The organism is Streptomyces flavochromogenes, assembly GCF_000717595.1.
GTDB classification, from domain to species: Bacteria; Actinomycetota; Actinomycetes; order Streptomycetales; family Streptomycetaceae; genus Streptomyces; species Streptomyces flavochromogenes.
In genome coordinates this window covers 17,427-44,184 of sequence record NZ_JNZO01000029.1, presented here as the reverse complement: position 1 = coordinate 44,184, position 26,758 = coordinate 17,427, and the positions used below count along the sequence as shown (strand labels likewise).

General features: G+C 72.7%; 26 protein-coding genes and 1 pseudogene. 13 read left to right on the top strand and 14 right to left on the bottom strand.

Going from position 1 to position 26,758, the window contains the following annotated elements:
* Nucleotides 1–26: 26 nt before the first annotated feature.
* The 3 genes and pseudogenes from IF00_RS0131650 to IF00_RS47200 all read right to left on the bottom strand — a co-directional run.
* Entirely contained in the window at nucleotides 27–2,048 is a 2,022-nt protein-coding gene (locus IF00_RS0131650; protein ID WP_030324000.1) for a thioredoxin domain-containing protein, read from the bottom strand.
* Between the two features lie 82 nt (nucleotides 2,049–2,130).
* Complete coding sequence (locus tag IF00_RS47205; protein ID WP_030323998.1) at nucleotides 2,131–2,649, bottom strand: hypothetical protein; 519 nt, start codon at nucleotides 2,647–2,649, stop codon at nucleotides 2,131–2,133.
* A 91-nt stretch (nucleotides 2,650–2,740) separates the two neighbouring features.
* Nucleotides 2,741–3,067, bottom strand: a pseudogene (locus tag IF00_RS47200) (ABC transporter ATP-binding protein); the annotation flags it as partial.
* Between the two features lie 310 nt (nucleotides 3,068–3,377).
* Between IF00_RS47200 and IF00_RS0131640 the strand changes: the two are divergent.
* Complete coding sequence (locus tag IF00_RS0131640) at nucleotides 3,378–6,707, top strand: tetratricopeptide repeat protein (protein ID WP_030323997.1); 3,330 nt, start codon at nucleotides 3,378–3,380, stop codon at nucleotides 6,705–6,707.
* 111 nt (nucleotides 6,708–6,818) lie between these two features.
* Here IF00_RS0131640 and IF00_RS0131635 read toward each other — a convergent pair whose 3' ends face one another.
* Together IF00_RS0131635 and mca are read right to left on the bottom strand one after the other, a co-directional pair.
* Entirely contained in the window at nucleotides 6,819–7,055 is a 237-nt protein-coding gene (locus IF00_RS0131635) for a hypothetical protein (protein WP_037639462.1), read from the bottom strand.
* A 1-nt stretch (nucleotide 7,056) separates the two neighbouring features.
* On the bottom strand, nucleotides 7,057–7,938 hold the full coding sequence (gene mca, locus IF00_RS0131630; RefSeq protein ID WP_030323993.1) for a mycothiol conjugate amidase Mca: 882 nt from the start codon (nucleotides 7,936–7,938) through the stop codon (nucleotides 7,057–7,059).
* A 98-nt stretch (nucleotides 7,939–8,036) separates the two neighbouring features.
* On the opposite strand from mca, the gene IF00_RS0131625 reads away from it, so the two are divergent.
* The gene (locus IF00_RS0131625) at nucleotides 8,037–8,438 is read left to right on the top strand and encodes a DUF4307 domain-containing protein (RefSeq protein ID WP_030323992.1); all 402 of its coding nucleotides are present in this window, start codon (nucleotides 8,037–8,039) and stop codon (nucleotides 8,436–8,438) included.
* A gap of 189 nt (nucleotides 8,439–8,627) precedes the next feature.
* Entirely contained in the window at nucleotides 8,628–9,125 is a 498-nt protein-coding gene (greA, locus tag IF00_RS0131620; RefSeq protein ID WP_030323988.1) for a transcription elongation factor GreA, read from the top strand.
* 120 nt (nucleotides 9,126–9,245) lie between these two features.
* Here the strand turns inward: greA and IF00_RS0131615 are convergent, their stop codons facing one another.
* The 3 genes from IF00_RS0131615 to ilvA all read right to left on the bottom strand — a co-directional run bounded on the left by IF00_RS0131615 (nucleotide 9,246) and on the right by ilvA (nucleotide 12,455).
* The gene (locus tag IF00_RS0131615) at nucleotides 9,246–10,043 is read right to left on the bottom strand and encodes an ABC transporter permease (RefSeq protein ID WP_051820714.1); all 798 of its coding nucleotides are present in this window, start codon (nucleotides 10,041–10,043) and stop codon (nucleotides 9,246–9,248) included.
* 5 nt (nucleotides 10,044–10,048) lie between these two features.
* Nucleotides 10,049–11,089 carry a daunorubicin resistance protein DrrA family ABC transporter ATP-binding protein gene (locus IF00_RS0131610; RefSeq protein WP_030323984.1) on the bottom strand — a complete coding sequence of 347 codons (1,041 nt, stop codon included), beginning with the start codon at nucleotides 11,087–11,089 and terminating at the stop codon, nucleotides 10,049–10,051.
* 136 nt (nucleotides 11,090–11,225) lie between these two features.
* Complete coding sequence (gene ilvA, locus IF00_RS0131605) at nucleotides 11,226–12,455, bottom strand: threonine ammonia-lyase (protein ID WP_030323983.1); 1,230 nt, start codon at nucleotides 12,453–12,455, stop codon at nucleotides 11,226–11,228.
* Between the two features lie 149 nt (nucleotides 12,456–12,604).
* Here ilvA and IF00_RS0131600 point away from each other — a divergent pair, with 149 nt between their 5' ends.
* From IF00_RS0131600 to IF00_RS0131585, 4 genes are read left to right on the top strand one after another with little or no spacing between them, the layout of a single operon-like run.
* Nucleotides 12,605–13,171, top strand: a complete 567-nt coding sequence (locus tag IF00_RS0131600) for a MarR family winged helix-turn-helix transcriptional regulator (protein WP_030323981.1) — start codon at nucleotides 12,605–12,607, stop codon at nucleotides 13,169–13,171.
* 40 nt (nucleotides 13,172–13,211) lie between these two features.
* Nucleotides 13,212–13,694 carry a sigma factor-like helix-turn-helix DNA-binding protein gene (locus IF00_RS0131595; RefSeq protein ID WP_030323980.1) on the top strand — a complete coding sequence of 161 codons (483 nt, stop codon included), beginning with the start codon at nucleotides 13,212–13,214 and terminating at the stop codon, nucleotides 13,692–13,694.
* On the top strand, nucleotides 13,691–13,942 hold the full coding sequence (locus IF00_RS0131590; RefSeq protein WP_030323978.1) for a hypothetical protein: 252 nt from the start codon (nucleotides 13,691–13,693) through the stop codon (nucleotides 13,940–13,942). Before IF00_RS0131595 ends, IF00_RS0131590 begins: the two co-directional genes overlap by 4 nt.
* A gap of 55 nt (nucleotides 13,943–13,997) precedes the next feature.
* Nucleotides 13,998–14,189 (top strand): DUF1059 domain-containing protein, encoded by a 192-nt coding sequence (locus IF00_RS0131585; RefSeq protein ID WP_030323976.1) that lies wholly within the window; start codon nucleotides 13,998–14,000, stop codon nucleotides 14,187–14,189.
* A gap of 59 nt (nucleotides 14,190–14,248) precedes the next feature.
* Here the strand turns inward: IF00_RS0131585 and IF00_RS0131580 are convergent, their stop codons facing one another.
* Nucleotides 14,249–15,403 (bottom strand): cystathionine gamma-synthase, encoded by a 1,155-nt coding sequence (locus IF00_RS0131580; protein WP_030323974.1) that lies wholly within the window; start codon nucleotides 15,401–15,403, stop codon nucleotides 14,249–14,251.
* Between the two features lie 73 nt (nucleotides 15,404–15,476).
* Here IF00_RS0131580 and IF00_RS0131575 point away from each other — a divergent pair, with 73 nt between their 5' ends.
* The 4 genes from IF00_RS0131575 (at nucleotide 15,477) to abc-f (ending at nucleotide 19,848) form a co-directional block, all read left to right on the top strand.
* Complete coding sequence (locus IF00_RS0131575; protein ID WP_030323973.1) at nucleotides 15,477–16,583, top strand: hypothetical protein; 1,107 nt, start codon at nucleotides 15,477–15,479, stop codon at nucleotides 16,581–16,583.
* Between the two features lie 113 nt (nucleotides 16,584–16,696).
* Complete coding sequence (msrA, locus tag IF00_RS0131570; RefSeq protein ID WP_030323971.1) at nucleotides 16,697–17,359, top strand: peptide-methionine (S)-S-oxide reductase MsrA; 663 nt, start codon at nucleotides 16,697–16,699, stop codon at nucleotides 17,357–17,359.
* A gap of 25 nt (nucleotides 17,360–17,384) precedes the next feature.
* Nucleotides 17,385–18,056 (top strand): hypothetical protein, encoded by a 672-nt coding sequence (locus IF00_RS42900; protein WP_051820709.1) that lies wholly within the window; start codon nucleotides 17,385–17,387, stop codon nucleotides 18,054–18,056.
* A gap of 154 nt (nucleotides 18,057–18,210) precedes the next feature.
* The gene (abc-f, locus tag IF00_RS0131560; RefSeq protein ID WP_030323967.1) at nucleotides 18,211–19,848 is read left to right on the top strand and encodes a ribosomal protection-like ABC-F family protein; all 1,638 of its coding nucleotides are present in this window, start codon (nucleotides 18,211–18,213) and stop codon (nucleotides 19,846–19,848) included.
* Here abc-f and IF00_RS0131555 read toward each other — a convergent pair.
* Together IF00_RS0131555 and IF00_RS0131550 are read right to left on the bottom strand one after the other, a co-directional pair.
* Nucleotides 19,831–20,187, bottom strand: coding sequence for a DUF1330 domain-containing protein (locus tag IF00_RS0131555; RefSeq protein WP_030323966.1), 357 nt, complete (start codon nucleotides 20,185–20,187; stop codon nucleotides 19,831–19,833). The two genes, abc-f and IF00_RS0131555, sit on opposite strands and share 18 nt — an antisense overlap.
* Nucleotides 20,188–20,273: 86 nt before the next feature.
* A complete protein-coding gene (locus IF00_RS0131550; RefSeq protein WP_030323964.1) occupies nucleotides 20,274–21,326 on the bottom strand; it encodes an NAD(P)-dependent alcohol dehydrogenase in 1,053 nt (350 codons plus the stop codon).
* 128 nt (nucleotides 21,327–21,454) lie between these two features.
* Between IF00_RS0131550 and IF00_RS0131545 the strand changes: the two genes are divergently transcribed.
* On the top strand, nucleotides 21,455–22,324 hold the full coding sequence (locus IF00_RS0131545; RefSeq protein WP_030323963.1) for a helix-turn-helix domain-containing protein: 870 nt from the start codon (nucleotides 21,455–21,457) through the stop codon (nucleotides 22,322–22,324).
* A gap of 98 nt (nucleotides 22,325–22,422) precedes the next feature.
* Here the strand turns inward: IF00_RS0131545 and IF00_RS0131540 are convergent, their stop codons facing one another.
* Together IF00_RS0131540 and IF00_RS0131535 are read right to left on the bottom strand one after the other, a co-directional pair.
* Nucleotides 22,423–23,694, bottom strand: a complete 1,272-nt coding sequence (locus IF00_RS0131540) for a L,D-transpeptidase (RefSeq protein WP_030323961.1) — start codon at nucleotides 23,692–23,694, stop codon at nucleotides 22,423–22,425.
* A 218-nt stretch (nucleotides 23,695–23,912) separates the two neighbouring features.
* Nucleotides 23,913–24,254 (bottom strand): hypothetical protein, encoded by a 342-nt coding sequence (locus IF00_RS0131535; protein WP_051820708.1) that lies wholly within the window; start codon nucleotides 24,252–24,254, stop codon nucleotides 23,913–23,915.
* A gap of 111 nt (nucleotides 24,255–24,365) precedes the next feature.
* Here IF00_RS0131535 and IF00_RS0131530 point away from each other — a divergent pair, with 111 nt between their 5' ends.
* A complete protein-coding gene (locus IF00_RS0131530) occupies nucleotides 24,366–24,635 on the top strand; it encodes an LPXTG cell wall anchor domain-containing protein (protein ID WP_030323958.1) in 270 nt (89 codons plus the stop codon).
* A 100-nt stretch (nucleotides 24,636–24,735) separates the two neighbouring features.
* Here IF00_RS0131530 and hutH read toward each other — a convergent pair whose 3' ends face one another.
* Nucleotides 24,736–26,277 carry a histidine ammonia-lyase gene (gene hutH / locus IF00_RS0131525; RefSeq protein WP_030323957.1) on the bottom strand — a complete coding sequence of 514 codons (1,542 nt, stop codon included), beginning with the start codon at nucleotides 26,275–26,277 and terminating at the stop codon, nucleotides 24,736–24,738.
* Nucleotides 26,278–26,758 lie beyond the last annotated feature (481 nt).

The window sequence follows — 26,758 nt, the reverse complement described above, 5'->3', positions numbered from 1 at the left end:
GCGGGGCCGTCCCCGTTCCGGAGGCCTCAGAGCTTCCGGCGGAGTGCGTCCGGGTCGGTGACCGGCGCGTCACAGGTGAAGTGACGGCACACGTACGCGGCGGGACCACCGGCCACCAGCGGACGGTCCCTCAGCAGCGGGAACTCCTCGCTGTCGGGGGCTCCGAAGGCGAGCACCGCGCCGGGGGCGGTCGCCTGGAGCGCGGTACGGCGCAGCTCCCGGAAGGCCTCGTCGCCGGAGGCGCCCACCACCGCGATCTCCCGGGGCCCGTCGAGGAGGGCCTCGGAGACGGCCAGGCCCCAGCCGATGAAGCGCGGCGCGCGCGGGCCGAGGGCCTTGACCACGCCGAGGGCGCCCTCGGCGGCGGCGCGGTGGGTGTCCGAACCGGTGTGCGCGGCGTACGAGAGCAGCGCGCCGGCCGCGGCCGTCCAGCCCGAAGGGGCGGCGTTGTCCGTGGGGTCCTGCGGGCGGCGGATCAGGGCCTCGGCGTCGTGGGCCGTGTCGTAGAGGGCGCCGCCCTCGGCGGTGAAGCGGTCGATGACGAGGTCCAGGAGGAAGCCGGCGAAGTCGAGCCAGGCGCCCTCGCCGGTGACGGCGGCGAGGGCGAGGAAGCCCTCGGCGACGTCGGCGTAGTCCTCCAGGACACCGTCGTTGGTACCGGCCCGGCCGTCCTTGGACGTACGGGTGAGGCGCGCGGACTCGTCCATGTGGACCCGGACGAGGAGGTCGGCGGCCTCGGTGGCGCGCTCGACGAGGTCGGGGCGGTCGAAGAGGGCGCCGGTCTCGGCGAGGGCGGCGATCGCGAGACCGTTCCAGGCCGCGACGACCTTGTCGTCGCGGCCTGGACGCTCGCGCTCCTCGCGGGCGGCGAGGAGCCGTGCGGCGATCGAGGCGATCCGGTCGGCGTCGGCCGGACCGGCCTCCTGCGGAAGCTGGAGGACGGAGCTGCCCTGCTCGAAGGTGCCGTCCTCGGTGACGCCGTAGTGGGCGGCGGCGAGGGCGGCGTCCTCCGCGCCGAGGACCTCGGTGAGCTGCGCCGGGGTCCACACGTAGAAGGCTCCCTCGACGTGCTTGCCGGTGCCGTCGTCGGAGTCGGCGTCGAGCGCGGAGGCGAAACCGCCCTCGGGGGTGCGGAGTTCGCGGACCAGGAAGTCGGCGGTCTCCAGGGCGACCCGGCGGGCCAGGTCGCTGCCGGTGGCCTTCCACAGGTGGGCGTACGCCCGGCAGAGCAGGGCGTTGTCGTACAGCATCTTCTCGAAGTGGGGCACGACCCAGGCGCGGTCGACGGCGTAGCGGGCGAAGCCGCCGCCGAGCTGGTCGTAGATGCCGCCCCGGGCCATCGCCTCGCAGGTGTCGGCGGCCATCTGGAGGGCGCCCTCGGAGCCCGTGCGGGCGTGGTGGCGGAGCAGGAACTCCAGGGTCATGGACGGCGGGAACTTGGGGGCGCCGCCGAAGCCGCCGTGGGTCGCGTCGTACTCGCGGGTGAGACCGAGGAGGGCCTGGGCGAGTTCCTCCTCGCCGGGGACGCCGTCGCCGCCGTACGCGAGGGAGCGGCCCGCGAGGTCCTTCACGATGCGCTCCGCGACCTCGCCGACCTCGTCGCGCCGGTCGGCCCAGGCGCCCTTGACGCCCTCCAGGACCTCCGGGAAGGAGGGCATGCCGTGGCGGGGCTCGGGCGGGAAGTACGTACCGAAGTAGAAGGGGGCGGCGTCCGGGGTGAGGAAGACGGTCATCGGCCAGCCGCCCTGGCCGGTCGCGGCCTGGACGGCCTCCATGTAGACGGCGTCGACGTCGGGGCGCTCCTCGCGGTCGACCTTGACGGCGACGAAGTTCTCGTTGACCAGGGCCGCGGTGGCGTCGTCCTCGAAGGACTCGTGCGCCATGACGTGGCACCAGTGGCAGGAGCTGTATCCGACGCTGAGCAGCACGGGGACGTCGCGGCGCCGGGCCTCCTCGAAGGCCTCGGCCGACCACGGCCACCAGTCGACCGGGTTGTCGGCGTGTTGAAGGAGGTACGGGGAGGTCTCATGGGCCAGTCGGTTCGCCATGGAGTCCATCCTGCCCTGCCGCCCCGGAGTCGCGCGCGACCCGTGCCCCCGGCGGACCGGGGGCCACTCCCGTGGGGCGTCGCTACACCCGGCCGAGACGGGTGACGAAGGGCCGGAGGGACCACCCGGTGCGGCGCAGGCCCGCCCAGACGCAGCAGGCGGCCGCACCGAGCGCGACCAGCGCGGCGCCGGACGCGGACGGCGTCCCGTTCATCACGAGGACGCCGGCCAGGACGACGACGAGTCCGTCGAACTGCCACACGAAGACGCGGAGGGCGGAGAGGTCGCCCAGCGGCGTGACGACGGGAAGGAGCAGTGCGACGGGCAGGTTCGTCTTCATCTCGCGCAGGAACCTGGCGCCCAGCGCGAGCACCACGGCGACGGCGGGCCAGGCCAGGGTGCGGGCGAGCATCCCGCCCCACCCCTCCCCGAGCAGCGGGGCAAGGGTCGGTTCGTCACGCAGTCCGCGCCGGCTCTCGCCGACCCACCCGGACCCCAGGTGCACGCCGACCGCGCCGGCCGTCCAGGACAGGGTCGCGAGGCGGGCGTCCGGCTCGGCGACGCCGAGCGTCAGCAGGGCGCCGCCGGCCGGCAGGAACACCGCGGCAGCGATCGCGCGCCCCCGGGTGCGGGCCGCGCGGACCGCACCCTGGGCGAGGTGGCCGCGCCTCGTCGGCGCGTTCGGCGGTCTCCGTGGTGTTGCCGTACCAGGAGGCGGCGACCAGGGTCACCTGCTCGCGGAGCGTGATGTCACGGGCGACGGGGATCGGTTCGACGAGCGAGGCGATCAGGCGCCGGTGCCGGGGCCTGGCCATGTCGACGCTCTCGCCGCGCACGAGGACGGCGCCGTCCGTCAGCCTGCGGCTGCCCAGGAAGGCCCGCAGGAGGGTCGTCTTCCCGGAGCCGTTGCTTCCGGTGAGGCACCAGAAAGCGCCGGGCATCACCTCGAACGTCGTCGGCGCGAGGAGGGTGGTCCCGTCGAGGACGACCGTGGCGTCCTCGGCGGCGATCGCCGGCACGTCGCTCACCGCCGCTCCGGAACGACCGGCATCTCCCGGGAGCGCGTGGTGCGGGCTCTCCCCCGTACGACCCGTCGACGCCCGTCACCTCCAGAACCGCGATCCGTGCCGTCAGCCGGATCTCCGCCGGCGTAGCCCAGGCGGTCGTGGAACACGGTGAGTGCGCCCTGCCGACCGGCCCACCGCAGCCCTCCCCTCCGTACTCCGCTCTCGCGCCATCACGCCCCGCACAGCACACTGGACGCGCACGGACCGGGGTCTGACAGGGCCTCAGGGACGGACGGTCGGGCACGCGCGGAGGGGGACGCAGATGCGGGACAGCCATCGGGCCGAGGCTGAGCGGCTGTGGGAACGGGCTGTGGAGGAGGAGTTGCGGAACTCCGGGAGCCGGGCGGGCGCGGAGGCCCTGCTCGCCCGGGGCCGGGCCGCGCTGGACTCGATGGCGGCGGGCGCGGGCGAGGAGTACGCCGCGTACGTACGGGCCGTGGAGGAGGGGGAGGCCGGCGCCCGGACCGCGGCGAACCGTTCCTCCGGGCCGGTGTTCGGCGGTCCCGCGCTCGTCGCCGGAGTCGCGGCCGTCGCCGCGGTCGGCGCGGACCTGGCGCTCGGCACGACGGCCGGGACCGCGCTCGGCGCGGGCGCGGTGGTGGCGGTGGCGGGCGCGGCGGCGACGGTGCTCAGGGCGACCGCGGGACGGCCCGGGCCGGTCGCGCCGACGGCGGCCACGGCAACGGCGGTGCCGGACGGTGCCGTCGAGGCGGCGCGGGTCCGCTGGATGACGGCTCTGGAGCTACGGGGCATGCGCCCGTTCCTGGAGCGCGAGCGGGTGTCGCAGGCCGGCGGGAACGGGGACGTACCCCCGGCGGAGGCGGGAGACCGGTCCGGCGGGGCCGGTGGGGTCGGCGGGGTCGGCGTCGGGAGCGGGCGGGGCCCGCTGCCGGACGACCCCGAGAACAGGTCCTCCTGGGACCGACGGGCGGCGGCGTCGCGGCCCGAGCGGCTGCGCGGGGCCGATCGGAGCGCGGCGGCCCGGCGACGGGCCGTACTGGAGCGTTCCTTCGGGCATCTGCCCGACCCCGGTGGGGATTTCGCGGGCCGGCGGGAGGAGCTGGCACGGATCACCCGGTGGGTGCAGACGGGGCGCGCCTCGGCGGAGACCCGGCCGACGGTGGTCCTGCTGCACGGCGAGCCCGGGTCCGGGCGGACGGCGCTCGCGGTACGGGCGGCGCACGCGCTCCGCGACCAGTTCCGCGGCGCGTGCGTGGTGGACCTGCGCGGCGGCGCGAGCGGCGAGCGGCCACTCGCGACCAGGGAGGCGCTGCTCCACCTGCTCAACCGGCTCGGGGCCCCGCGCGAGCGGCTCCTCTTCCGGGAGGGCGCCACGGCCGACCGGCAGGTGGCGCGGCTCACGGAGTTGTACCAGCGGCAGCTGACCGGGGTGCCGGTGACGGTGATCCTGGACGACGCCGTGGACGCGGCCCAGGTGCGGGCGCTGCTCCCGGAGCGCTCGGAGAGCCTAATCCTGGTGACCTGCCGGGAGCCGCTGGACCTGGGGGACGTGGTCGCGCACGTCCTGCCGGTCGCGGCGCTCGACGCGGCCGGGGCGGAGGAGCTGTTGCGGGCGGCGGGCGGGGCTATGGCCCCCGAGCCGTACGACGCGGAGGCGCTCGACCGTATCCGGGAGCTGTGCGGCGGGCTTCCGCTGGCGCTGCGGGCGGCGGGTTCCCTGTTGGGACGGCGGTCCATGGACGATCTCGCGGAGGTGCTGGGCCGGCCGGGGTGGGGCGATGCCCCGGTCGAACGCGCCCTGTGGGCACGGTACTTCGTCGATCTCGACGACGAGGCGAGACGGCTGCTCCGGCGGCTGTCGCTCGCCGGACGTGCCTCCCTCGGCGCCGCGGCCGCCGCCGCGCTGCTCGACGGGAGCGGCGCCGAGGGCGCCCGGCTGCTGCGGGAGCTGGCCGCGGCGGGGCTGCTCGCCCCGGTGCGTGGGGAGCGTTACCGGCTGCACGACGCGGTCCGCGGCTTCGCGGCGGTACGGCTCCTCGACGAGGAGGACACTGCGGAGATCGCGGCGGCGCAGGAGCGGTTGATACGGAACTACGCGGAGCTCGCGGACGCGGTGATCCGGATGGTCGACGGCAAGATGTCGACCCGCGCCGACCGTTTCGACGGGCACGGGTTCGGTTCCCTGGAGGCGGCCTTGAGCTGGCTCGACGAGGAGTCCAGCTTCATCACGGCGGCCCTGCGGCACACGGAGGGCGTCGACCAGCAGACCGTGCTCGATCTGCTGGGCGCGCTCTGCGACTACTGCCTGCTGCGCGGCGACCTCTACCGGCTCGGCGAGATCAACGAACTGGCCGAGTCCGTCGGGCAGGGCCAGCTGTCCCGCTCGGTGCAGTGGCGGACCGGCATCGCGGCCCGGCAGCTGGGCGAGCTCGACAAGGCACGGACGACCCTGACGTCCGTGGTGTCGCTCTACCAGGAGGCCCACCAGGACCCGGGGGCGGCGCTCGCGCTCTGCTCGCTCGGCATCACCCTGCACCACCAGGGCCGGCTCACGGACGCGGCGGCCCGGCTGCGGGAGGCGCTCGCGCTCCAGGAGCCGGCGGCGCTCGCCGCCGACCGGGGCTGGACGCTGCACGCGCTCGCGGCCGTGGAGCGGGACCGGGGGAACCTGGCGGAGGCGACGGCGCTGCTCGACCGGTCGCTCGCGCTGCACCGGGAGCACGAGTCCCCGCACGGCCAGGCGTGGGCGCACTTCCAGCGGGGTCAGGTGCTGCTGCTGCGGGGTGACGTGCCGGGCGCGGAGGCCGGGCTGCGGGAGGCCCTCGACGGCTACGGGCGGATCCATGACGGGCGCGGCGAGGCCTGGGCGCTGACCCAGCTGGCCCGGGCGCGGCTCGCCGCCGGGGACGCGGAGCCGGCCGTCGAGGGGCTGCGCGGGGCGCTCGCCCGGCACCGGGAGCAGGAGGACGCGCGCGGGGAGGCGTGGACGCTGTTCCACCTGGCCCATGCGCTGGAGGAGCGCGGCGACCGGGACGACGCGGTGCGGGAGCTGGGCCGGGCGCGGACGATGTTCTCGCGGATGCGGGACGTGTACGGGCTGGCCAGTGCCCGGCACCATTCGGGGAGGGTCACTCGTGACCAGCTCGCGGCCCGCACCGGCGGTCTGCGCAATTCGGGCTTCGCCCGGCAGCTGCTCGTGGACGCGCGGGCCGACTTCCAACGGATCGGGCTGCCGCACGGGGAGGCCTGGACCTCCCTGGAGCTGGCGATCATCGACGCCGGCAACGCCCGGGTGCCGCAGGCGCTCGGGCTGTGCGACGAGGCCCGCGCGCTGTTCGGCTCGTACGGCGACCTGCGGGGCGCGGACTGGGCGCGCTTCCTGCGCTGCACGCTGCTCCCGCACGCGGTCCCGGGGAGCCCGGAGCCGGGGACGGTCACGGCGCGCGAGGAGCTCGCCGCGCTGATCGCGGACCGGCATCCGGCGCGGGACCCGCGGCTCGACGACTGCGCGGAGGCGTACACGGTGATCCTGGGCCGGGGCATCCACCCGTCGACGCCCTGGCAGGCCTGGGACCTGGGCATGGTGCCGAACCGGCACGCCCGGGAGGTCCTGGGGGTGCCGGTGGGGTAGCCCCGCCGTTCCGGGGCGGCGGCCCCGGGCCGTGCCACGGGAGTGGCCCGCCGTCGCACGACGGCGCCCCCGGGCCCGTACCGCTGGGGTACGGGCCCGGGGGCGGGTCGGCTACTTGCCGGCGGGACCGGCCGAGGGGGCCGGGGTCTCCGAGGCGACGGCCGGGTCGGGGGCCTCCTCGAAGGTGACCTTGCCCATGTGGCGGTTCATCGACTTCATCAGCTGCCAGACCGCGACGGCCAGCACCGCGAAGACGACGAAGCCGAGGACGCCGGGGGTCACCTTGTTCTCGTCCAGCTCTTCGGCGGCGAAGGGGACAAGCTGGGTCAGTGCCAGGTGTGCGCTCATGTCAGGCATTGTCGCGGATGCCCGCGAAGAGATCTTCCTCGGGGAGGGAGGTCGGCACCAGCGCCTTGCTGAGCTCGTACTCCTCCGTCGGCCAGACCTCCTTCTGGATGTCCATCGGGACGCGGAACCAGCCGCCGTCGGGGTCGATCTGGGTGCGGTGGGCGATCAGGGCCTTGTCGCGGATCTCGAAGAAGTCCGCGCAGGGGACGTGCGTGGTCAGCGTCCGCTCCTTGCCGCCGAACTCCTTCCAGCGCTCCAGCCACTCGCCGTACGGGGACTCCAGGCCGCGCGCGAGGAGCGCCTCGTGCAGGGCGACGGTCCTGGGCCGGTTGAAGCCCTGGTTGTAGTAGAGCTTCAGGGGCTGCCAGACCGGGCCGAACTCGGCCTCCGGGTACTTCTCGGTGTCGGTCGCGCCGTCGAAGGCCACCATCGTGATCTTGTGGGTCATGATGTGGTCGGGGTGCGGGTACCCGCCGTTCTCGTCGTAGGTCGTGACGACCTGCGGACGGAAGGAGCGGATCTTGCGGACCAGTTCCCCGGCCGCGGTGTCGACGTCCTCCAGGGCGAAGCAGCCCTCGGGGAGCGGCGGCAGCGGGTCGCCCTCGGGCAGGCCCGAGTCGACGAAGCCCAGCCATTCCTGGGAGACGCCGAGGATCTCGCGGGCCTCGTCCATCTCCTTGCGGCGCACCTCGTGGATGTTCGCCTCGACATAGGCGTCACCCTGGAGCTGGGGGTTCAGGACCGAGCCGCGCTCGCCGCCCGTGCACGTCACGACCATGACGTCCACCCCCTCGGACACGTACTTGGCCATCGTGGCCGCACCCTTGCTCGACTCGTCGTCGGGGTGGGCGTGAACGGCCATCAGTCGCAGCTGCTCAGTCAAGACTCGATCCTCAGTGATTCGACGCGGAGGGTGGTCTCTATAGTGACGGAATCGGGGGAGTGAAAATTCCGCCACCCCCGGCTTCGAGAGGATCGATCATGAGCGCGGTGCGAGAGCAGCTGCCCGAGGGGCGTTACGGTCGCTCCGCGGACGAGGCGGCCGACCGCAAGCTCAAGATCACGGGCGCGGTGCTCGGCGTCCTCTTCCTCGGCCTGATGGGCTGGTTCGGCTGGCACTACGTCGTCGACAGCAAGATCAGCGCCGAGATGATCAAGTTCGACGTGGTGAGCTCCACCGAGGTGCAGGTGCACCTGGAGATCCGCAAGGACGAGGACGTCAAGGGCGTCTGCACCCTGCGCTCCCGCTCCGAGGACGGCGCCGAGGTGGCCCGCAAGGACGTCCGGGTCGACGACCCCGCGACCCGGGTCGACCGCGTCTACTCGCTGCGCACGACCGCCCGCGCGACCAGCGCGGAGCTCATGGGGTGTACGGCTCGGTAGCGGTGGGTAGGGACCGGGTGTCGAGTCCCGGCGAGTCACCCCGGTGACCTGGGGTGACGCCATCCCGATGGTTATGTCCTCCCGCTTTCCGCCACTCATTGTTAGGCTCGTGGTTTCGCCCACCCGGGACAGCAGAGCTTTCCCGTGTAGGGCGATGCTTTGTATTCCCAGTACCTACGAGGAGCACCTGTGACCCAGACCAGCGACAACGTCACCTGGCTCACCCAGGAGGCGTACAACAAGCTCAAGGACGAGCTTGAGTACCTGTCTGGTCCCGCGCGCACGGAGATCACCATCAAGATCGCCGCCGCCCGCGAAGAGGGGGACCTGCGCGAGAACGGCGGGTACCACGCGGCCAAGGAGGAGCAGGGCAAGCAGGAGCTCCGCATCCGGCAGCTGACCCAGCTCCTCGAGCACGCCAAGGTCGGCGAGGCACCGGCGGACGACGGCGTCGTCGAGCCGGGCATGGTCGTCACCATCGCCTTCGACGGCGACGAGAACGACACGATGACCTTCCTGCTCGCCTCCCGCGAGTACGCGAGCGGCGACATCGAGACCTACTCGCCGCAGTCGCCGCTCGGCGTCGGCGTCAACGGCAAGAAGGCCGGTGACGACGCCGAGTACGAGCTGCCGAACGGCAAGAAGGCCACGGTCAAGATCCTCAGCGCGAAGCCGTACACCGGCTGAGGCACCTGATCTCCACGAAGGGCCGGCCCCACCCGGGGCCGGCCCTTCGTGCCGCACGCGCGCGTCCTGTGCCGATGAGGCAGGTGCGGCCCGGCATCGCGCCACAAGCGGGGTGGAGCGTCAGCCGTTCGCGCGCCGGTACTTACGGACGGACAGGGTCCGGAAGACGGCGACGATCAGAACGGAGTAGATCAGTGACGCCCACACCGGATACTGCATCGGCCAGGCGTCCGACGGTGACAGACCCGGATCGCCGAAGAGTTTGCGGCAGGCCTGGACGGTGGCGCTGAAGGGGTTCCACTCCGCGACGGGCTGGAGCCAGCCCGGCAGGTTGCTGGAGTCCACGAAGGCGTTCGAGATGAACGTCACCGGGAAGAGCCAGATCAGTCCGCCCGACGTGGCCGCCTCCGGGGTGCGGACCGAGAGGCCGATCAGGGCGCCGATCCAGGTGAAGGCGTAGCCGAGGAGGAGCAGCAGGGCGAAGCCGGCCATGACCTTCCCGAAGTTGGTCGGCGCCGCGTAGCCGGGACGCCAGCCGATGATCAGCGCGACGATCGCGAGCACGAAGAGCGTCAGCGCGGTCTGCACGAGGTCGGCCAGGGTGCGGCCGGTGAGGACCGCGCCGCGGGCCATCGGCAGCGAACGGAACCGGTCGATGAGGCCCTTGTGCATGTCGTCGGCGATGCCCGCGCCCGCGCCCGCCGTGGCGAAGGTGACCGTCTGGGCGAAGATGCCGGCCATCAGGAAGTTCTTGTAGACGTCCGGGTCGGTGCTGCCGCCGACGCTCATCGAGCCGCCGAAGACGTACGTGAAGAGGATCACGAACATCACCGGCTGGATCAGGCCGAACAGGATCATCTCCGGAATCCGGGACATCCTGATCAGGTTCCTGCGGGCGATCACCAGGGAGTCGTTCATGGTGCTCACTCGGCCGCCTCCTTCACGCGCGTGCCGTCGCGGCCGCCCGGTCGGGACTCTCCGTCCGACCCCCCGCTCTCCTCCGCCTCCCGCTCGGCCGCGTGGCCGGTGAGGGAGATGAAGACGTCGTCGAGGGTGGGGCGGCGCAGCCCGATGTCGTCGATCTCCACACCGACCGCGTCCAGGTCTCGGATGACCTCGGCGAGCAGCTTCGCGCCGCCCGCGACGGGGACCGTGAGCTTGCGGGTGTGGTCCTCGACGGACACCTCGCCGTGGCCGATGCCCTCGATGCCGTAGCGCGCGAGGACCCCCCGGGCTTCGCCGATCATCCCCGACTCGTGGACGACGACCTCGACGCGCTCGCCGCCCGTCTGGGCCTTGAGCTGGTCGGAGGTGCCGCGCGCGATGACCTTGCCGCGGTCGACCACGCAGATGTCGTGGGCGAGGTGATCGGCCTCCTCCAGGTACTGCGTGGTGAGCAGCAGGGTCGTACCGCCCGCGACGAGTTCCTTGATGACCTCCCACAGGCCCTGCCGGTTGCGGGGGTCGAGGCCGGTGGTCGGCTCGTCCATGAACATGACGGGCGGGGACACGACGAGGGCGGCCGCGAGGTCGAGGCGGCGGCGCATGCCTCCGGAGTACGTCTTCGCGGTGCGGTCGGCGGCGTCGGCGAGGTTGAAGCGCTCCAGGAGCTCGTCGGCCCGCACCTTCGCGTCCTTCGCCTTCATCTGGTAGAGCTGCCCGACCATCTGGAGGTTCTCGCGGCCGGTGAGGTACTCGTCGACGGCCGCGAACTGGCCGGAGAGCCCGATTCTGCGGCGCACCTCGTCGGGATCCTCGAGGACGTCGATCCCGGCGACCACGGCCCGGCCGCTGTCGGGCTGGAGGAGGGTGGTCAGCACGCGCACGGCGGTCGTCTTCCCCGCGCCGTTCGGGCCGAGCAGACCCAGGACGGTGCCCTCGGGGACGTCGAGGTCCACGCCGTCCAGAGCTCGTACGTCACCGAAGGTCTTCACCAGACCCTCGGCGTAGATCGCGCCTGGCATGTGGGTACTCCCAGGGAGATACGGACGTTGAATTCGGGCGTTTCCCACCCGATCCTAGGTTCGTCCCAGCCGCCCCGCCCAGTGAATTTGTGACCTGGGACACATGATCATGCGACGGGCGGGTGCGGGGCGCGGCTCAGCCCAGCACCGTGTACCCCGCGTCCCGCAGGGCGTCCGCCACCTCGCGGCAGTGCTCCGGCCCCTTCGTCTCCAGGTGCAGCTCGACCTCCGCCTCGGTCAGGCCGAGCCGCGGATCGGTCCGCACATGGCTCACGTCCAGGACGTTCGCGTCGGCGACCGTGAGCACCGCGAGCAGGGTCGCCAGGGCCCCCGGCCGGTCCGTGACCCGCAGCCGCAGACTCAGGTAGCGGCCCCCGGCGGCCATGCCGTGCCGCAGGATGCGCTGGAGCAGCAGCGGGTCGACGTTCCCGCCGGACAGCACCGCCACCACCGGACCCTCGACCGACTTCGGGTCGCTGAGCAGGGCCGCGACCGGGCTGGCGCCGGCCGGTTCGACGACCAGCTTGGCCCGCTCCAGACAGAGCAGCAGCGCCGAGGAGAGCGCGTCCTCGGAGACCGTACGGACCTCGTCGACGTACTCCTGGATCAGCGCGAACGGCACGTCGCCCGGCCGTCCCACCTTGATCCCGTCCGCCATCGTCACCGGCGACTCGATCACCACGGGATGCCCGGCGGCCAGCGAGGGCGGGTAGGCGGCCGCGCCCTCGGCCTGCACGCCGATCACCTTCACGTCCGGGCGCAGCGACTTCACCGCGAGCCCGATACCGGCGGCGAGACCGCCGCCGCCGATGCCCACCAGGATCGTCCGGACCTCCGGGCACTGCTCCAGGATCTCCAGGCCCACCGTGCCCTGCCCGACGATGATGTCGGGGTGGTCGAAGGGATGGATGAAGACGGCCCCGGTCTCCCGCGCGTACCGCTCCGCCGCCGCCAGCGTCTCGTCCACGACATGACCGTGCAGCCTGACGTCGGCGCCGTACTCCCGGGTCGCCGCGACCTTCGGCAGCGGCGCCCCGACCGGCATGAAGACCGTCGCGTGCACGCCGAGCAGACGCGAGGCGAGCGCCACACCCTGCGCGTGATTTCCCGCCGAGGCGGCGACGACCCCGGCCGCCCGCTCCTCGGGCCGCAGCCCGGCGATCCGCACGTACGCCCCGCGCAGCTTGAACGAACCGGTCCGCTGCAGGTTCTCGCACTTGAGGTGTACGGGCGCTCCCACCAGCGACGACAGATGACGGCTGCCCTCCATCGCGGTCGTCCGTGCCACCCCGGACAGCATCTTCTGCGCCCCCCGTACGTCGTCGAGCATCAGCCGGTGCAAGGGGTCTGGCGTACGGAAGCTCATGACAGCAAGTCTCGCAGCTCACGGCCCTGGTGGCCGCCCGGCGACCGGGTGCTCCAGCGGGTTTGCGCAGCCCCGGTACGGACCTCCCCGGGGCCGCGTACTCTGTCCCCCACCAACCGACCACCCCCGCACGAGAGAGACCCACAGCCATGCCCACATCTCAGGACATGACGACTGAGTTCGACCCCGGTCTCCTCGATGCCCTCCAGCACCAGGTGGCCGTCTTCGCCCGCCGGGCCGAGCAGACGCGCCTCGGTGGCACCGGACAGCTCCGCAACTCGATGGACCGCGCCGCGTACCTGCTCCTCAACCGTCTTGACCAGGAAGGCCCGATGGGCGTGAAGGCCTTGGCGGCGGGCATGGGCATCGACTCGTCGACGGTCACCCGCCAGGTCGCCCCGCTCGTCGACACCGGCCTGGTGAAGCGCACCTCGCACCCGGAGGACGGACGCGCGGTCGTGCTCCAGCTGTCGCCACGCGGGCTCGCCCGGCTGGAGGAGGTCCGCTCCTCGCGCCGCCAGCTGATGGTGGAGGTCACGGAGGGCTGGACGCCGGACGAGCGGGAGTCCTTCTGCACCCTGCTCACCCGCTTCAACACCGCCCTGTCCGCACGGCAGTCGGCGCACACGGGCGGACCGGCGACGGACTCCGCGGCCCCGTCGGCGACCGCGGCCGCGACCGAGGGCCCGGCCGAGGGGTCGAGCGAGTCCGCGTAGACCTCTTGACCCCACCCCCGCGCTGTCCTCAGATGAGGACGTGGCAGAGCAGCGGAACGGACCCCGTGCCGAACGCGCCCACCGCACCCGGGAGTTCGACGCGTTCGTGGCCGTGGCGGCGGGCCGGCTGCTGCACACCGCGACCCTGCTCACCGCCGAGACCCGCACCCGCAACCCGTACGCCCAGACCCTGCTGACCGCCGCCCTGGCACACACCTACGCGGTGTGGGAGCGGCTGCGGGACGAGGACCCGTACGAGCTCACCCGGCGCGATCTCGCCGCCCGCTTCGCACGCACCGCCTGGCGGCACCACGGAGGCCGGGGCGGGGTGCTCTCCGCCCTCCTTCCGCAGGAACGGCTCGTCGTCGTCCTCCGGCTGTACGAGGGAGTCGCCGAGGAGCAGGTCGCGGCACTCCTCGGACTGCCGGAGGCCCGTGTCAGGGCGGTCCACGCCCGGGCGGTGGCCACCCTGAGGGCGGGCCGGGACAGCACGGGGAAGCCTGCCGGGAGGACCGCCGCGTGAGCCGGTACGAGGACAAGGAGGCGGCCGTCCGACGGCTGCTCGACACCCCGCACCCGCCGGTCCCCGGCCACCTCGCCGGAACAGCCGCGGAACGCGGCTCCCGGCTGCTCCGGCGGCACCGGGCAGTGCGCCGGGCCGCGTGGACACTGTTCGCGCTCGCGTTGCTCGCCTTCGTCCTCTGGGCATCGGTGGCACAGCCCTGGGAGGCCCCGGCGGCGGAGACCACACCGCCGTTCGACGGCTTGTGAGGACGGCCCTAGCCTGGAAGGAGGAGCCTGCCCGCAGGCCCGTCAGGAGGTCGTCATGGCCAGGAAAGCAGCCGACTGCCGGGACACCCCGAGTGTCTCCGGCTGCTCGCTCTACATGTCGGGCGAGGAGGAGGAACTCGTCCGGGCGGCCGTCGCACACGCGGTCTCCGTCCACGAGCACACGGACACCCCCGAGCTCCGCGAAGAGGTCCGGGCCTCGCTGAAGGACCCGCTGCCCGGCACCTGACACACGGCGGGCCGGGCGGGCGCTCCGTACGACGGAGGCACCCGCCCGACCCGTGGCGACTAGCCCAGCGCCTGCCGCAGGTCGGCGAGCAGGTCGTCGACGTTCTCGATGCCCACCGAGAGACGGACGAGGTCGGCCGGGACCTCCAGGGCGGAACCGGCGACGCTCGCGTGCGTCATCCGGCCCGGGTGCTCGATGAGCGACTCGACACCGCCGAGGGACTCACCGAGGGTGAAGAGCTGCGCGCGGTTGCAGACCTCGACGGCCGCCTCCTCGCCACCCTCCACGCGGAAGGAGATCATGCCGCCGAAGGAACGCATCTGCTTGGCGGCGATCTCGTGCCCCGGGTGCTCCGGAAGCCCCGGGTAGAGGACCTGGGTCACCTTCGGGTGCTGGGTCAGCATCTCGACGATCTTCTCGGCGTTCTCGCTGTGCCGGTCCATCCGGACCGCCAGGGTCTTGATGCCGCGCAGCACGATCCACGAGTCGAAGGGACCGGCGACCGCGCCCATCGCGTTCTGGTGGTACGCGAGCTCCTCGCCGAGCGCCTCGTCGGCCGTCACCAGCGCGCCGCCGACGACGTCGGAGTGGCCGCCCATGTACTTGGTGAGGGAGTGCACGACGACGTCCGCACCGAGCGCCAGCGGCTGCTGGAGGTACGGCGAGGCGAAGGTGTTGTCGACGACGAGCTTCACGCCGGCCTGGCGGGCGACGCCCGCGATCGCCTCGATGTCGGTGATGCCGAGCAGCGGGTTCGACGGGGTCTCGACCCAGATCAGCTTCGTACGGTCGTTGACGGCGGCGCGCACTTCTTCGACGTCGGAGGTGTTCGCGACGGAGAAGTCGACACCCCAGCGCTCCACGACCTTGGCGAAGAGCCGGAAGGTGCCGCCGTAGGCGTCGTTCGGGATGACCACGTGGTCGCCGGGCGCGAGGAGCGTGCGCAGCAGGCAGTCCTCGGCGGCCAGGCCCGAGGCGAAGGCGAGACCGCGCCGACCGCCCTCGAGGGCCGCCAGGTTCTCCTCAAGGGCCGTACGGGTGGGGTTGGCGCTGCGGCTGTACTCGTAACCGCCGCGCAGCCCGCCCACGCCGTCCTGCTTGTAGGTGGACACCTGGTAGATGGGCGGGACGACCGCGCCGGTCAGCGGGTCGGCGGTGTTGCCCGCGTGGATCGCGCGGGTCTCGAAGCTCTGGTGAGAGTGCTGGTCGCTCATGTGTCAGGAGCGTAGTCCCGAGCGGCCCCCGGCGCCGCGATCGTCTCATCACGCGTCCTGGACAATGGACACCATGGAGATTCTCTGGTTCCTGATCGCGCTGGGCCTGCTGTTCGGCGTCCTCGGCCCCTACCTGCTGCGCCGCCGCGGTGGCGGGATCCGTCAGGTCGCTCCGGGCGCCCCGGACGCGGCGGACCCGGAGGCGTACGGATTCGTACGTCAGGAGGACCAGGACGTCCGGCTCCCGGGCGCGGACGACGAACTCCTGCACGTCCTCGACGTCGTCCAGGCCACCCAGGACTGGCGGGCCGCGTCGCGGCTGCTCGCCGCCACCGACAAGGAGGGCGAGGTGCGCTGGCAGCGCGTCCAGGCCTTCGCGGGCGCCGCGTCCCTGGAGCTCCAGGAGCGGCCGGGCGTCGGCGGGGCGTGGCTGCGGACCTGGCGGGCGGAGGCCCCGAAGGACGCGGGCGGCGCCGCGGTGCACGGCGAGTTCCTGGTGCAGCAGGCCTGGCGTTCCTCGGCGGCGGGGACCGACGACTTCCGGATCATCCTGGAGGAGGCGCGGAAGGTCACCGACGAGGCGGCGCTGCTCGCTCCGGGCGACCCGGTCCCGTACATCACGCAGCTGGCCGTCGCCCGCGGCCTCGGCTACAGCCACGAGGAGTTCGACCAGGTGTGGGCGCGGGTCATCGACCGGGCGCCGCAGCACATGGGCGCCCATCTCGCGGCCCTGCACTACTGGTGCGAGAAGTGGCACGGCTCCCGAGAGGAGGCCGACCACTTCGCGACGACGGCCGCGGCGCGCGCCCCTCGGGGTTCGCTGCTCGCGGCGCTCCCGCTGTTCGCGGTGTACGAGCACGTGCCGGACGTGGTGCTCGTGCAGGACTTCTTCCGTACGGCCGTGGTGTCGAAGGCGATGGACGGCGCGCTGTACGCGGTGCACTCGGCCCGGCCCGACGACCCGATGCTGGCACACGTCCGGCATCTGCTCGTCTGGTTCCTGGTGCGCGGCGAGCGCTGGGCCGAGGCCATGCACCAGCTGGTGAAGGTCGACGGGCACGTGGGCGCGGTGCCGTGGACGCTGAGCGGTGACCCGGCGGCCGAGTTCACGGTCTTCCGGAACCTGGCGGTGGCGGGGTACGAGGCGAACGGCGGCAACCCGGCGACGCTGCCGCACTGACGGCCTGGCGGCCGGCGGCGAGCGGCGGGCGGCGGGCGGGGAGGGCCCCTCGGGGAATCCCTCCCCGCCCGTCTGCGTTGTGACCACTGCCGACCGTCGAGGAGAGATGCAGCATGTTCCTGTCCCGCACCCCCGTCCTCCCCACTCCCGAGCAGGCCCTGCGCGGCCGTCCCGAGCCGGAGTTCACCGTTCCCGAGCGCCACACGGTCCTCGGCAACCCGCTCCTCGGCCCCTACCCGGAGGGCCTGGAGGTCGCCGACTTCGCACTGGGCTGTTTCTGGGGCGCCGAGCGCAAGTTCTGGCAGACCGACGGCGTGTGGACCACCCTCGTCGGCTACCAGGGCGGCTACACGCCCAACCCGGCGTACGAGGAGGTCTGCTCGGGCCTGACCGGTCACACCGAGGCCGTCCGGGTCGTCTTCGACCCGTCGAAGGTCTCGTACGAGTCCCTCCTGAAGCTCTTCTGGGAGTCCCACGACCCGACTCAGGGCTTCCGCCAGGGCAACGACGTGGGCACCCAGTACCGCTCGGCCGTCTACACCCACTCCCCCGCCCAGGCGGCGGCCGTCGACGCCTCCCGGGAGGCCTACCAGAAGGTCCTGACGGGCTCCGGCTACGGCACGATCAGCACCGAGATCCTCCCGGCGGAGGGCCGCACCTTCTACGCGGCCGAGGGATACCACCAGCAGTACCTGGACAAGAACCCGGCGGGCTACTGCGGCATCGGCGGTACGGGAGTCTCCTGCCCGATCGGCGTCGCGAAGGCCGAGGGCTGACGGTCCGGGGGCCGGGCTTCGCCGGATGAGCTTCGGGACCCACGCGCGGCGGGTGCGCGACGAGCGGGCGGCACCCGCCCGCAGGCACCGGGCGCTGCGGTGTGCCGTCGCGGAGTACGGCCCGCTCGGCTTCCACGCGACCTGGGCCTACCTGACCGCGACGGCCGTGCCCGCGCCGGACCTCCGGCGGGACACGGCCGCCCTGCTGCGCGCCATCGGCACGCTGGAGGCGAGCCGCGCGGTCAGGATCGAGGAGACCGCGGCCTTCGCGGCCCGCCGCCGCGTGGAGAAGGCCGCCGGCGTCCGTACCCCCCGGGGCGGCGACCCCCTGGCGCCGACGTGGCGGCCCCGCTGGCCGGGCGGCCCCTCGCGCCTGGGGCTCGTCGCCGCCGTGGCGAACCGCCGCGCCGCGTTCCTGGAGGTCCCCCACCCCGATCCGTCGCTGCTCCCCGACGGCCTCGGGCACCGGCTCGCGGACCTGCGCGGACGTCTCGACGCCTGCGCGGCCGACTGGCTCACCGCGCTCGGGCGGCCCGACGGCCCGGCCCGGGACGAGCCCGCCGGGATCGCCGCCGGCATCCACCGGCACCTCACCCCGGGATACGGGCCGCTGAACGTTCCCCTCCTGCAGTGGCTGCGCTTCGCGGAGCTCCTCGACTACGCCGTAAAAGCGACGGCGGTCCCCCACACCCGGTAGCTACACTCGACCGCATGGGTTCGTTCTACTTCTTTCTCTGATTCCGGCCGCGGACACGGTGTGACCCGCTGATCCGGCGCCCTCGGGGCGCGGCAGTGGTGGTCCCGGTGTCCCTTCCCGGCCCGAACGCCCCCAGCACCCAGGGAAAGATCCCATGTGCGACCGCGCCCAGTTGACCCTGAAAGACGTCTCCAAGTCCTACGGGGACCGCTCCGTCCTCGACCAGCTCACGCTCACCGTCCGCCCCGCCGAGAAGGCCGCGGTCATCGGCGAGAACGGCTCCGGCAAATCGACCCTGCTCCGGCTCCTGGCCGGGGCCGAGACGCCCGACACCGGGGACGTGACCGTCCGCTTCCCCGGTGGCGTCGCGCGCCTCGCCCAGACGCTCACCGAGACCCTCGGCCTCGGCCCCGGGCACACCGTGCGGGACGCCGTCGACGCGGCGCTCGCCGAACTCCGCACCATGGAAAGGGAGATGCGGGCCGCCGAGGAGACACTCGGCTCCTCGACACCCGAGCAACTCCTCGCGTACGGGGAACTCGCCGCGCGCTACGAGGAGCGGGGCGGCTACCAGGCCGACGCCCGCGTGGACGCCGCGCTGCACGGCCTCGGCCTCGGCCATGTCCCGTACGAGCGTCACGTCGGCACGCTCTCCGGCGGCGAGCAGTCGCGGCTCGCCCTCGCCTGCGTCCTCGCCTCGGGCGCCGAGCTGCTGCTCCTCGACGAACCGACGAACCACCTCGACCGGGCCGCCGCCGACTGGCTGGAGGAACGGCTGCGCAGCCACCGCGGCACGGTGGTCGCGGTCACCCACGACCGGGCGTTCCTGGAGGGCATGGCGACCACGATCCTGGAGGTCGACCGGGACACCCGCACGGTGACCCGGTACGGCGACGGCTGGCCCGGCTACCGCGCGGCGAAGGCCGCGGCCCGCCGCCGCCGGGTGCAGGAGCACGAGGAATGGCGGGAGGAAGTGGCCCGTACCGAGGAGCTGGTGGCGGCTGCCGGGCAGCGGCTCGCAGGGGCGGGGAAGGACCCCCGGCAGGGCTTCGGCAAGCACCGCCGCTCGCACGAGAACAAGCTGTCGGGCCAGGTCAGGGCAGCCCGGGTCAGGCTGGAGCAGCTGCGGAGGTCCCCGGTCCCGGCCCCACCCGAACCCCTGCGCTTCACGGCCCGGATCGCGACGGCGGCCCCGGGGAAGGAAGCGGACCCCGAGGACGGGGTGCTCGCCGAGCTCGTCGACGTCGTCGTCGGCGAGCGGCTGCGGATCGACAAGCTGCGGATCTCGGCCGGGGACCGGCTGCTCGTCTCCGGGCCCAACGGCGCCGGAAAGACGACCCTGCTCCGGGTCCTCGCCGGTGACCTGCGCCCCGACAGCGGGACGGTCCGCCGCGCGGGCCGGGTCGGCCGGCTGCGCCAGGAGCTGCCCGCCGTACCGTCCCCGAACCCGCTGCTCACGGAGTACGCGGCGGGACGCCCCGGCCTGTCCGAGGAGTACGCGGCGGAGCTGCTCGCCCTCGGGCTCTTCAGGGAGGAGGACCTGTCGGTGCCGGTGGCCCGGCTCTCGGTGGGCCAGCAGCGCCGCCTGGAGCTGGCCCGGCTGGTGACCCGGCCGGCCGATCTGCTCGTCCTGGACGAGCCGACCAACCATGTGGCGCTCTCCCTGGTGGAGGACCTGGAGGCGGCCCTGGCCGCCTTCCCGGGCGCGGTGGTCGCGGTCTCCCACGACGAACGCTTCCGCGCGGGCTTCGGTGGTCGGCGGCTGGAGCTCCGCTCAGGCCGGGTCGCCTGACGCGGCCCGCATCGCCGCGGCCGTCGCCGCCGGGTCGTACCCGTCGGCGACGCCGTCGATCAGGAGGATGTCGCCGGCCATGTGGCGGGTGCGGAGCGGGATCAGGGCCTGGTAGGCGGCGGAGTCGTACCAGGCGCGGGCGTTCTCGTACGACGGGAAGCCGATGATCACGACGGCGCCCGGCCAGTCCCCCTCGGGAACCTCACGGGCGGGTGCGCCGTGGACGAGGAAGCGGCCGCCGAAGGGGTCCAGGGTGCCCTGGATGCGCTCCATGTAGGTGAAGACCTCCTCGTCGAGGACGGGCTTCGGGTGCAGGTTTCCGATGGCGTATGCGGTCATGGGACAAGACTGCCGGGGCATGCCCTGCGGGGTCGATTACCCCACAGGTCATGCCCCGGCATCGTGCGCGGGCGTCGCGCCGGGCGTCAGATCGTCGACGCGTCGATCACGAAGCGGTAGCGCACGTCGCTGGCGACCACCCGCTCGTACGCCTCGTTGATCTGCTCGGCGCGGATCAGCTCGATCTCCGCGCCGAGGCCGTGCTCCGCGCAGAAGTCGAGCATCTCCTGCGTCTCGGCGATGCTGCCGATCATCGAGCCCGCGAGGGTCTTGCGGCCGCCGATGAGGGAGAAGAGGTTGAGGGAGACGGGCTCCTCGGGGGCGCCGACGTTCACCAGGGCGCCGTCGGTCTTGACCAGGCTCAGGTAGGCGTTGAAGTCCAGCGGCGCGGAGACCGTGGAGATCACCAGGTCGAAGGTGCCGGCCAGTTCGGTGAAGGTCGCCGGGTCGCTGGTCGCGTAGTAGTGGTCGGCGCCCAGCTTCAGGCCGTCCTCCTGCTTCTTCAGCGACTGGCTGAGGACGGTCACCTCGGCGCCGAGCGCGTGGGCGATCTTGACGCCCATGTGGCCGAGGCCGCCGAGACCGACGATCGCGACCTTCTTGCCGGGGCCCGCGTGCCAGTGGGCGAGCGGCGAGTAGAGGGTGATGCCGGCGCAGAGCAGCGGGGCGGCCTCGTCGAGACCGATGCCCTCGGGGATGCGCAGCGTGTAGTTCTCGTCGACGACGATGTGGCTGGAGTAGCCGCCGTAGGTGGGCTCGCCGTTCTTGTCGAGGGCGTTGTACGTGCCGGTTCCGCCCTGGACGCAGTACTGCTCCAGACCCTGGAGGCAGTACGCGCACTCCCGGCAGGAGTCGACGAAGCAGCCGACGCCGACCCGGTCGCCCACCTGGAACCTGCTGACCCCGGGGCCGACCTCGGCGACGATTCCGGCGATCTCGTGGCCCGGGACCATCGGGAAGATGCCCTCGCCCCAGCCGTCGCGTGCCTGGTGGATGTCGGAGTGGCAGATGCCGGCGTACTTGATCTCGATGAGGACGTCGTGCTCGCCGACGGGCCGGCGCGGCACGGTGGTGCGCTCCAGCGGGGCGTTGGCGGCGGGTGCGGCGTACGCGGGGACGGTGGTCACGTTCGTGGTCATGACCTCAGCCTGCGCGAGGGCACCGGCATCACCCAGCCCCCTGTGCTGCCTACGTCCAGCGTGCCTACCACTGGCAGGGACAGGAACAGCCGTCCGCCGGGACGGGCGACCTGGGATAATCGGGACGCATGGATCTCAGTGCCGAACTCAGCGAATTCCTGCGCTCGCGCCGGGCCCGGCTGAAGCCGGAGGACGTGGGTCTGCCGGAGTTCGGTCGCCACCGCCGGGTGCCCGGGCTGCGCCGGGAGGAGCTGGCGCAGCTGGCCGGGGTGTCGGTGGCGTACTACACCCGGCTCGAACAGGGCAACGGCCGCAATGTGTCCATGGAGGTCCTCGACTCCATCGCACGGGCCCTGCGGCTGAGCGACACCGAGCGGGCGCATCTGACGCATCTGGCCAAGCCGACGGCGAAGAAGAGGCAGCACCGGGCGGCGATCGCCCGCCCCCAGCAGGTGCGGCCGGGTCTGCGGCATCTGCTGGACGCGATGGAGGGCGTCCCGGCGTTCGTCGTGGGCCGGCGGCTCGACGTCCTCGCCTGGAACCGGATGGCACGGGCCCTGATGGGCGACTTCGAGGCGATGGAGCCGGCCGAGCGCAATGTGGCCAGAATGGTCTTCCTCGGGCCCAACTCGCGTGACCTCTACCGGGACTGGGAGTGCAAGGCGACCGAGGTGGTGAGCGTGCTGCGGCTGTACGCGGGCTGCTACCCGGACGATCCGGCGCTGCTCGCGCTGGTCGGCGAGCTGTCGGTGCGCAGCGAGGAGTTCCGCTCGTTGTGGGCGGCGCACACCGTCGCGGACAAGGGGCACGGGACGAAGGTGCTGCGGCATCCGCTGGTGGGCGAGATGACGCTGACGTACGAGAGCATGCAGGTGGCGGGCGGGGATCCGGACCTGGTGCTCATCACGTACCAGGCGGAGCCGGGGTCGGCGTCGGCGGACGCGCTGCGGCTGCTCGCGCAGTGGGGTGTGGACGAGAGCGTGGACGTACGGAAGTAGGGACGGGAGCGGCCCCTCCCGGTGCGGGAACGGCCCCCTCCCGGTGCGGGAGGGGGCCGTTCTCGTGCGTGTGCGCGGTGGTGTCTCCGCGGCGCGGATCAGGCTTCCGAGCCGGCCTTCCAGTCCGCCCAGCTCATGTTCCAGCCGTTGAGGCCGTTGCTGGGGGCGATCGTCTTGTCCTTGGAGTTCTTGACGATCACGACGTCGCCGACGATCGAGTGGTCGTACAGCCAGGCGGCCTGCTGGTTCGGGTCGCCGGCGCCCTTGACGTCGTTGAGACCGACGCAGCCGTGGCTGGTGTTGGCCGAGCCGAAGATCGAGTCCGGGCCCCAGTAGTTGCCGTGGATGAACGTGCCCGACGTGGACAGGCGCATGGCGTGCGGCACGTCCTTGATGTCGTACTCGCCCTTGCCGTCGTCATCGGTGAAGCCGACGGTCGCGCCGTTCATCCGGGTCTCCTTGAACTTCTCGGAGATCACCATCTGACCGTTGTAGGTCGGGTTCTCCGGGGAGCCGGCGGAGATCGGGATGGTCTTGATCGTCTTGCCGTCCTGGGTGACCGTCATGGTCTTGGTGGCGACGTCGACGGTGGAGACCTGGTTGCGGCCGATCTTGAAGGTGACGGTCTTCTGCTGGACGCCGAAGACACCGTCGGCGCCCTCGACACCGTCGAGGTCCAGCTTGAGGGTGACGGTCGAGCCCTCGGTCCAGTAGTCGTCCGGACGGAAGTCGAGGCGCGTGCCGTCGAACCAGTGCCCCACGACCTCCTGGCCGCTGCTGGACGTGACCGTGATGCCGGCCTGGACGGCCTTCTTGTCGGTGATGGCCTTGTTGAAGTTGATCGAGACCGGCATGCCGACGCCGACGGTCGAACCGTCCTCCGGCGTGAAGTTGCCGATGAAGCTGTTGGCCTTGGAGACCGTGGTGAACGAGGAGTTCTCGTGCGCCTCCAGGCCCTCCGCGTCCGTGGCCGTGGCGGCGATCTTGTAGACCGTGGCGCGCTCGAGCTGGCCGGTCGGCTTCCAGCTCAGGCCGTCGGCGGCTATCTCGCCCTTGACGGCCTCGCCCTCGGCGGAGGTCATGACGACCTCGGTGAGCTTGCCCTCGGTGACGGAGACCTTGGCGTCCTTGTTGATGGAGGCGTTCTGCGCGCCGTTCTTCGGCGAGATCGTGATCTTCGCCTTGGAGGTCTTCTGCGCGGCCGCCTCGTCGACCTGGGCCTGTGACTGCGGCGTCGCGGAACCGGAGGTGCCCGCGCCCTTGTCCTCGTCGCTGCACGCCGAGAGCACCAGCACACCGCTGAGCACGACGGCCGCGGCGGCCAGGCTCCTGCGGCGGCGCTTGCCGTCCGTCATCACACGCATCTCCATCGTCGCCGATTCCCTGCCAACTTCTTGTTGAGAACGCCCATGACACCCCGTCCGGTTCCGGAAGCGGAGCGTTTGTGGGGAACACCACTGATCGACACGCTCGTACGGTCCCGTCCGGTTCCCGGAGCCGCAGTGGCCCCCGTCACCGGTCGCACCCCTGGCGCACCACAGGCCCCGGGACGGCGTCCCGGGGCCTGTGAACAGGTCGGATACCAGCCTTACGACCGGTCGTCGTCGTCTTCCTCCGCCCCATCTTCCTCGCCGAGGTCCCACTCCAACGCATCGGGGTCGTACTCGATCTCCTCGCTGCTCCAGGAGGCCTGGACCATCTCGATGCCGGGGACGTCGCGGATCAGGTCGAAGGGCTCGACGAGGTACGCGAGGGCCTCGGCGCTGTCCTCGTTCACGGCGGCGCGGGCGGGCACCCGCTCCTCCTCGGGCATGAACTCGTCGGCGTCGATCCGGGCCTCGGCCGCGGAGGCCAGCTCGACCGGCCCGTCGATCTCCAGGACCACATCGACCCGAAGGCGTACATAGCGCGGTGTGTCAGAAGTACTCATGGGTCGGAGCGTAGGCGTCCCGGGGCTCCCGGCTTTCCCACGACCCGCTGTGTTCATTAGCATCGGCGCACCGACCAATTCGCGGTTTCCGCAAGGGGGATCGAAATTTCCGTGTCCGCCGCCCGACGCCCACTGCTGACCGCGACCGCCGCGGGCACGCTGCTGTGCGCCCTGTGGTTCGTACCGTCCGCCAATGCCACCGACGATCAGGGCGGGGTACGGATCGGGGTGATCCAGGACGGCCCCGCCACGGACGACGGGCGCCTGGCGGAGACCGGCGGCCGCGACACCACGCCGTATCTGCTCGGCGGGACGGGCTTCCTGGGTGTCGGGGCGGGATTCGTGGCGCTGGCGATGCGGCGCCGCGACCGGACGTCCTGAGCGCTGCGGAGACCTGACGTCCTGAGCGGCCGCGCAGAGCCGGACGCCGAAGGGCCCGCCCCGGAGGATCCGGGACGGGCCCTTCGCCCTCTGTTCGTGCTTACGCCAGCGGGCCGGTGACCGGCTCCACAGCGGCGAGCAGCTTTCCTTCGCGTACGAAGGTGTCGGCGGCCGCCAGGTCGGGGGCGAGGAACCGGTCCGGGCCGGGGCCCTGGACACCGGCCGCGCGCAGCGCCTCGATGGCGGCGGCGGAGGCGGGCGCCGGGGACAGGCCGTGGCGGAGCTCGATGCCGCGGGTGGCGGCGTACAGCTCGACGGCGATGATCCGGTTGAGGTTGCCGATCGCGGTACGCAGCTTGCGGGCGGCGGACCAGCCCATGGAGACGTGGTCCTCCTGCATCGCCGAGGACGGGATGGAGTCGGCGGAGGCCGGGACGGCGAGCCGCTTCATCTCGCTGACCAGGGCGGCCTGCGTGTACTGGGCGATCATCAGGCCCGAGTCGACGCCGGCGTCGTCGGCGAGGAAGGGCGGCAGGCCGTGCGAGCGGTTCTTGTCGAGGAGCCGGTCGGTGCGGCGCTCGGCGATGGAGCCGAGGTCGGCGGCGGCGATGGCGAGGAAGTCGAGGACGTACGCGACGGGGGCGCCGTGGAAGTTGCCGTTGGAGCGGACCTGGCCGTCGGCGAGGACCACCGGGTTGTCGACGGCGGCGGCCAGCTCGCGCTCGGCGACGAGCAGGGCGTGGGCCATGGTGTCGCGGCCGGCGCCGGCGACCTGCGGGGCGCAGCGGACCGAGTAGGCGTCCTGGACGCGGGGGGCCTCGCCGCTCTGGAAGTGACCGGTGAGCTCGGATCCCTTGAGCACGGCCAGCATGTTGGCGGCGGAGGCGGACTGGCCCGGGTGCGGGCGGATGGCGTGCAGCTCGGGTTCGAGGACCTTCTCGGTGCCGAGGAGGGCTTCGAGGGAGAGCGCGGCGGTGATGTCGGCCGACTTGTAGAGGGTGTCGAGGTCGGCGAGGGCCATGATCAGCATGCCGAGCATGCCGTCGGTGCCGTTGAGGAGGGCGAGGCCCTCCTTCTCCTTCAGCTCGACGGGGGCGATGCCATGGGCGGCGAGCAGCTCGCCGGCGGGCCGGAGCTCACCGTCGGGGCCCTCGGCGTCGCCCTCGCCCATGAGCGCGAGGGCGCAGTGGGAGAGCGGGGCGAGGTCGCCGGAGCAGCCGAGGGAGCCGTACTCGTGCACGACCGGGGTGATGCCGGCGTTGAGGACGTCGGCCATGGTCTGGGCGACCTCGGGGCGGACGCCGGTGTGACCGGAGGCGACGGTCTTGAGCCGCAGGAACATCAGGGCGCGGACGACCTCGCGCTCGACGCGCGGGCCCATGCCGGCGGCGTGCGAGCGGACGATGTTGCGCTGGAGCTGGGCGCGGAGCTCATGGCCGATGTGCCGGGTGGCGAGCGCGCCGAAGCCGGTGGAGACCCCGTAGACGGGCTCGGGCTTGGCGGCGAGCGCGTCGACGATGTTGCGGGCGGCGGCCAGGGCCTCCACGGCCTCGGGCGACAGCTCGACGCGGGCGCCGTGGCGGGCGACGTCGATGACGTCCTGCGGGGTCGTGCCGGACGTGCCGAGGACGACTGTCTGCATATCCATATTCAGCACCCTACGGACTGAAGACCAACCTGTCACTAGGTGAAGGGTCACCGGCTCGACCATGGACGACCCCTTACCGGATCGATCCTCGCCGACGGGCTCCCAGTCTGCCGCTCGACGGCCGCCGGGACGGCGCCGGGACGCCACCGGGGCGGCGCGTCGAAGACCGTCGACTCACGGATGCCGGCGGCTGCCGGGTGGCGCTCAGGGCCGCGTCCTCCGGGTGGGCCGGGTGCGTGAGTGCCGGGTGGGACCGCGGGGGCGGGTCCACGCGCAGGGCCAGGGCAGTGGCGGTGGTCGGCGTGCGCGCACCACGAACCAGCCGCCGGAGGCCCACCAGCCCCGACCGCGAACCCAGCCCCCACCCACCGGCCGGGCACGCGCACGCCGACCCCCGCCAGTGCCCGGGCCGCCCGCGCGGCCCCGCCCCCGGCCGCCCTCCGAGTGCGAAAAGGCGGAGGCCGCCACACTCGGA

Bases quoted from the DNA above. Each gene is read 5' to 3' on its own strand.
- IF00_RS0131615 (WP_051820714.1), bottom strand. From the start codon at position 10,043: ATGAACGACTCCCTGGTGATCGCCCGCAGGAACCTGATCAGGATGTCC.
- IF00_RS0131635 (WP_037639462.1), bottom strand. From the start codon at position 7,055: ATGAGCGCACACCTGGCACTGACCCAGCTTGTCCCCTTCGCCGCCGAA.
- IF00_RS0131600 (WP_030323981.1), top strand. From the start codon at position 12,605: ATGCCCACATCTCAGGACATGACGACTGAGTTCGACCCCGGTCTCCTC.
- IF00_RS0131625 (WP_030323992.1), top strand. From the start codon at position 8,037: ATGAGCGCGGTGCGAGAGCAGCTGCCCGAGGGGCGTTACGGTCGCTCC.
- IF00_RS0131640 (WP_030323997.1), top strand. From the start codon at position 3,378: ATGCGGGACAGCCATCGGGCCGAGGCTGAGCGGCTGTGGGAACGGGCT.
- IF00_RS0131650 (WP_030324000.1), bottom strand. From the start codon at position 2,048: ATGGCGAACCGACTGGCCCATGAGACCTCCCCGTACCTCCTTCAACAC.
- IF00_RS0131550 (WP_030323964.1), bottom strand. From the start codon at position 21,326: ATGACCACGAACGTGACCACCGTCCCCGCGTACGCCGCACCCGCCGCC.
- IF00_RS0131545 (WP_030323963.1), top strand. From the start codon at position 21,455: ATGGATCTCAGTGCCGAACTCAGCGAATTCCTGCGCTCGCGCCGGGCC.
- IF00_RS0131580 (WP_030323974.1), bottom strand. From the start codon at position 15,403: ATGAGCGACCAGCACTCTCACCAGAGCTTCGAGACCCGCGCGATCCAC.
- IF00_RS42900 (WP_051820709.1), top strand. From the start codon at position 17,385: ATGAGCTTCGGGACCCACGCGCGGCGGGTGCGCGACGAGCGGGCGGCA.
- IF00_RS0131575 (WP_030323973.1), top strand. From the start codon at position 15,477: ATGGAGATTCTCTGGTTCCTGATCGCGCTGGGCCTGCTGTTCGGCGTC.
- msrA (WP_030323971.1), top strand. From the start codon at position 16,697: ATGTTCCTGTCCCGCACCCCCGTCCTCCCCACTCCCGAGCAGGCCCTG.
- IF00_RS0131585 (WP_030323976.1), top strand. From the start codon at position 13,998: ATGGCCAGGAAAGCAGCCGACTGCCGGGACACCCCGAGTGTCTCCGGC.
- IF00_RS0131610 (WP_030323984.1), bottom strand. From the start codon at position 11,089: ATGCCAGGCGCGATCTACGCCGAGGGTCTGGTGAAGACCTTCGGTGAC.
- IF00_RS0131540 (WP_030323961.1), bottom strand. From the start codon at position 23,694: ATGGAGATGCGTGTGATGACGGACGGCAAGCGCCGCCGCAGGAGCCTG.
- IF00_RS0131555 (WP_030323966.1), bottom strand. From the start codon at position 20,187: ATGACCGCATACGCCATCGGAAACCTGCACCCGAAGCCCGTCCTCGAC.
- ilvA (WP_030323983.1), bottom strand. From the start codon at position 12,455: ATGAGCTTCCGTACGCCAGACCCCTTGCACCGGCTGATGCTCGACGAC.
- hutH (WP_030323957.1), bottom strand. From the start codon at position 26,277: ATGCAGACAGTCGTCCTCGGCACGTCCGGCACGACCCCGCAGGACGTC.
- IF00_RS0131535 (WP_051820708.1), bottom strand. From the start codon at position 24,254: ATGAGTACTTCTGACACACCGCGCTATGTACGCCTTCGGGTCGATGTG.
- abc-f (WP_030323967.1), top strand. From the start codon at position 18,211: ATGTGCGACCGCGCCCAGTTGACCCTGAAAGACGTCTCCAAGTCCTAC.